Source organism: Mastigocoleus sp. MO_188.B34, assembly GCF_030065675.1.
Taxonomy (GTDB): domain Bacteria; phylum Cyanobacteriota; class Cyanobacteriia; order Cyanobacteriales; family Nostocaceae; genus Mastigocoleus.
In genome coordinates, this window is record NZ_JASJDK010000231.1 from 1 (window position 1) to 5,451 (window position 5,451).

Below are 5,451 nucleotides of genomic sequence, written 5' to 3' on the forward strand. Positions count from 1 at the left end.
TAACAACCCTTTCATTAAGCGAAAATAGCTCCATTAGTGCAAATACAACCGATGGTGAAGCTGGAAACATTGAAATTAGCGCCACAGACTCAATTGAAGTTGAAAATAGTAGTAGACTTGCATCAGAATCTATTGGTGATGGTACCGCTGGTTATATTACCATTAACACTAACCAATTCAGAATGACTGATAATTCCCAAGCCAATGTTAGTAGCAAAGGTAATGGAAGTGCCGGTAGTATTTTAATTAATGCTAGTGACATTTTTCTGTCAAATCAAGCAGAAATTGCTGCAAAGACAACAGAATCAGGTACTGATGGTAATATCACCTTAAATAATTTAAATTCTTTAGAATTGTTTAATAGTCTAATATCTGCATCAACAATTAATGGAGAAGCAGGAGATATCAACATCAACGCCACAGATTCAATCAAACTCTCAGATAGTAGTAGCATTGCATCAGAAGCAAAAGGTTCAGGAATAGCAGGGGAATTAACCATTATTACCAATCAATTGACAATGAATAATTCTCAAGCAAATGTTAGCAGTCAAGGTGATGGAAGTGCAGGTAGGATTTACATTGATGCTACTGATGTAAATCTTTCCCAAAATGCAAAAATATTTGCAACTACAGAATCTGGTATTGGTGGTACAGAATCCAGTATTGATGATATTGATGGTATTGGTGCCATTCTTCTAAATAGCTTAAATTCTCTTTCCGTTAATAATAGTAAAATTTCTGCATCTACAGAGAATGGGGAAGCTGGTTATATAAATATTAACGCTGCAAACTCTGTAGAGTTAATCGGTGAAGGTGGTTTATCAGTACAAGCTTCCCAAGGTGGAATCGCTGGTTCAATAACAGTTAACACTAATCAATTTACCATTGGCGATGAAGCCAAAGTAACTGTCAGTAGTCCATCAGGACAAGCAGGAAACTTAGAAATCACAGCAAATGATTTATTTTTAGACCGAGGTAGATTGACAGCAGAAACAGGAATTGGAGACAGTGCAGAAGGTGCAAATATTACCCTTACGATCCAAGATTTATTGCGGATGGACAATGAAAGTTTAATTTCTGCAGAAGCATTTGGTACTGCTAATGGAGGTAATATTACGATAAATAATCCTGAAGGTTTTGTGATTGGATTATCTTTTGAAAATAGTGATATTAGTGCCAATGCAAATGAAGGGAATGGTGGAAATATTGACATTACAACTCATAATATTTTTGGCTTAATATTTCGTGAACAAAAAACATCTGAAAGTGATATTACAGCAAGTTCTAAATTTGGCGTTAATGGACAAGTAACAGTAAATCAACTAAGTGTAGATCCTATTTCTGGTTTAGTAGAATTACCGTCAAATTTAGAAGGGACAACTAAAATTAAGTCTGGATGTGCAGCTGCTCGAGGAAATAATTTTATTGTTAGTGGGAAAGGTGGATTACCACAAAGTCCTGATGATTTATTTACTGGGGAAATACCAAATACTGAATTATTTGATTTAGTACCTAGTAATTCACAAATATCATCTAATATATCTCCATCAAATAGAAATTTGAATGCTGAAAATCACAGAAATCAAGTTCCAGAACGAAATCTAGTTCTAGAAAAAAATAAAATAGTAGAAGCAACAGGATTAGTATTTGATGCTGATGGTAATGTAGAATTGGTTGCACAAATCCCTAAGATTAATTCACATAACTCTGGAATTTATTCTGTCTCTTGCAAAGATTTTTCTCCTGTAAGTAAATAGGGAAAAAATAATTTTGCTATACAAATATAATACCCACTATCAAATCATATCGAGCATTTTTAGCTTTTGCTGAATTCAGTAAAAATGTACTTTCAAATATTAAGAGAGAAGGAAAAGAATTATTTTGCAATGTGGATGAAGTAGGTTAGTAAGAAAAATCATAACTTGTTTGTAATAGTGCTTTAGTGCTAAAGTGCTAATACAAGCTAAATACGGATATTTTATATTTATTTACATAGTTTACTTTTTTATCGCCTACTTACTTAAGTAAAGTATAAAATTAGGGTGCTGTTAGCATCGCATAACGTATCATTCCAAATCTCAGAATTACAGGTGACTAAATTCTTATAATTGCAGAACTGAGGGATGAATTTTTAAAATTTATAGTCAGAGTGTAGCCCCCTAAATCCTCCAATTATGGGGGACTTTTATAACCAATTACCAACCAACACAAAAGCTGACCAATAGTAGGGATGTTTAAACTTAGGTTGTCCCAAAATTTTAATTTGAGCATAACGTAAAGCTTCAGCTTTAGTTACTCCAGGTTCTCTCAAATGCTCGTAGAAATCTACCATCATCTGGGAAGTTGACTCATCATCAACCGACCACAAACTTGCTATGGTACTGCGTGCACCCGAACGTACTGCTACACCAGCTAATCCCAAAGGAGCACGTTTGTCACCACTAGCTGTTTTGCAAGCACTCAAAACTAATAGTTCTATAGGTTTACTACTAAGTTGTTCTCTTGTATGGAGAATATCCCCTAACTCTTTTACATCTAGGCGACTATCCCAAGTAAGAACAAATGTATCTTCTGCTTTAGAACTAAATTCACCATGAGTTGCTAAATGCACTATGGGAAAAGGAGTTTTACTAATTTGTTTTTGCAAAGCTTCGCTAGTAAACTTTTGATTAAAAAGTACCTCTGCGGAAACTTCACTATTGATTTTATCAATTTCTGTTTTTACACCAGGTAATGGAACAAAACCTTGTCTTCCTTCACTCAAAGCACCAACTAAAACCTCCATTTTCTGATTTTCTAAGGGTTGAGGATCTAGCAATTGCATACCTGGAGATAAAGCAATATGATATTTTTCTAATAAGTATTGCTTCCCATCATACAATGCTGCCATCGGTACATTTTTTAATGAACCATCTAAAACAAATGCCAAGGTTTGAATCTTGTTAGCAGCTAAATCAGCTTCTAATGGTTGAATCATTAGATTATAAATTTCTTCACAGATCGCAAAATGTTGTTTTTTGAGAAACTTACGTCTAATAGCACGGCGCATTTTTTGCACCATTTTTTCCACTTCTTTTTCAGAAATAGCGTTAGTATAGTGTCTTAGAGGTTGATTCGGTAAGGAAACAACTGTTTCTAAACGATTTTCTAAAATAATTGGATAAATAACTGCTGCTCGGTTATCAATTTGGTCAACTTGAGTCGGATCCGCCTTCAAGCATGGCTCATTAAAGAAATTATCTAACTCTGCTAATTGCAGAGATTCAATAACTTGACGAGCTTTTTTAAGATTTTCTTGGCTTGTTTCTTCTCCCAATTCAGGAGTTAACAACAAGCCTACAAACTCTCGATAAACAGGTTCTACGTTTTCACGAAACGAAAACTGCATATCAAGATTGCTTGCAACCAAGTCATTACGAATAGACCCAAGAGTTGTGACTGCATCATCATATGCTGCAATTGCTTCGACAAAGTTATGTTGTTTTGCTAAGAGTCTTCCTAACTGCCATTCCCAGCGATAAGCAATATCAGGAGCATTGCTTGTTTTTGCTAGCATTAATGCTTTTTCTGTTAAACTTTTTGCTGACTTTAGTTGTTGGGTTTGTTCGTAGAGGTGTCCCAAATAGCCAAGGGCGTAAGATTGTGCTCTTTCATCTCCTATACTTTCAGCTTGTTGAACTGCTTTCGCGAGGATTTTGACATTTTCTTGCTTGTTAGATACTTCACTACTATTTAAGTCTTCTATGCTTTGTACGTAATTAACTAATGCATACACTGATGTCCTACTAGGTGTTAAGCTCTGCAATTGAGGTTTTATTTTTGCTACTAAATATCTAGCTTTTGATGAGTTTTTAGTCTCTACTAAAAGGCGCAATGTATTTAATTGTGCTTGAAGTTTTATTGCTGATGATTTTGATTTGTCAATTGCTTGTTGATAAAACTTGAGAGCTTCCTGATTTTTCCCTTGAGAACTATAAGTATTACCCAAAGCCAAAAGAATTTTGCTGATATTGGCATCAGAATTCAGTTTTTGAGCTAAAGTCAAATTTTGTTCTAAGACTTTCTTTGAATCAGCAATACTTCCTGTCAGCCTCAAAGTTTCTCCCAAATGAAGCAAACTAACAATCTTTAACGGAGAATCGGGTTGATTTTGTAGACTTTGATTAACCTCTTTTAAAATATTTAGAGCTCGTTGATGCATTCCCAACCGATTGTAAGCTTGAGTTTGGTTAAGCAAACAACGAGTTAACCCGTTTTCGTCCCCAGTTTTTTCATATATTGTTATGGCACGTTTCCAAACAGCTATTGCATCCTCAATATTACCTTGAGATAACAGCAAACTACCTTGAATATTTAATGTTGCAGCAAACAGATTTTGATTCTCTCTTTGATGAGAAGATAGAAGCTCAATACTTTTAGCGATCGCGTTTTTTGCTTCTGTTAATTGTCCTAGTTGTTTGTACGCTTGTGCTAAGTTACCCAACACCATAGCTTCATTTAAAGTATCGCCTCTCGAAATTAAGATTTTACGTGCCTGCTGCCATTTTTTTACTGCTTCAGTAAACTGTTGATTTTGGTAGTTTTGTTTACCAGCTTGTGTTAATGAGATAGGAAAGTTTTCCTCCAATTTTTTTTGTACTGGTTGCTTTTGCACCAGCTGCTTTTGTAAATTGACTATATTCGATACTGATATTGTTTCTAAAAAACTTGCGTATCTCTCTACATTTCCATATCTTGGAATTGATAAAAATGAATTTAATATATCTGTTTTGGAATAAACACTTTTATTGAAAATTATTAAAGTCAACAATAAAGTCAATAAACCCAAAAAAAAATGATATATCTTTTTAATATTTAAAAGATTTATAATTTTAAAAAAAGAATCGATGACAAGCTTTTTAAAATTAAACTTCATCACGACAAATATCCATTAATTATTATTTAAATGTACTATTTAACTATAAAAAATATAAACAATGAGAATAATGAAAAAGTAGTTTTATTATTGCTTCTAATATATAGTTGGCATCATATATTATTTTTTATAATTTGATTTGCCACATACCGTTAAAACTTATAAGTCTTTCAAGCTTATAAATTTTTAAAATTTTACTTTTTTTATCGCACCATCCAGAAAATTACCTCACAATTTTACTTTCTACTAAGTTTTTTTGATATATCTGTGATTTCTAGATTTTTTTTAGGACACATACTTCAGTTCACGTTATATATGTAGTCAAAAATATATTTGCTTTTATGAACCTAGAATAACAAATGCACCAAGTTAATGTAACCAATTATAGACTATTAAACTTCACTCAAATCAGCAATTCTCATTTTGAAAATTTCATGCAAACTATTGATAAAATTTACTAATAATTTGTCTTGAAAACCCTTTAGTCCGGTTCCATTTGCTTCCATTTTTTTTCGGGTTAAACGATTATTGGTCAA

Annotated in this window: 2 protein-coding genes; one reads left to right on the forward strand and one right to left on the reverse strand. The window is 33.2% G+C overall.

What is annotated here, in order from left to right:
* Positions 1 to 1,757: S-layer family protein (locus QNJ50_RS28420; protein WP_300642554.1), on the forward strand; the 1,757-nt coding region annotated here is incomplete at its 5' end.
* Between the two features lie 428 nt (positions 1,758 to 2,185).
* Here the strand turns inward: QNJ50_RS28420 and QNJ50_RS28425 are convergent.
* A complete protein-coding gene (locus tag QNJ50_RS28425; protein ID WP_300642557.1) occupies positions 2,186 to 4,654 on the reverse strand; it encodes a CHAT domain-containing protein in 2,469 nt (822 codons plus the stop codon).
* Positions 4,655 to 5,451 lie beyond the last annotated feature (797 nt).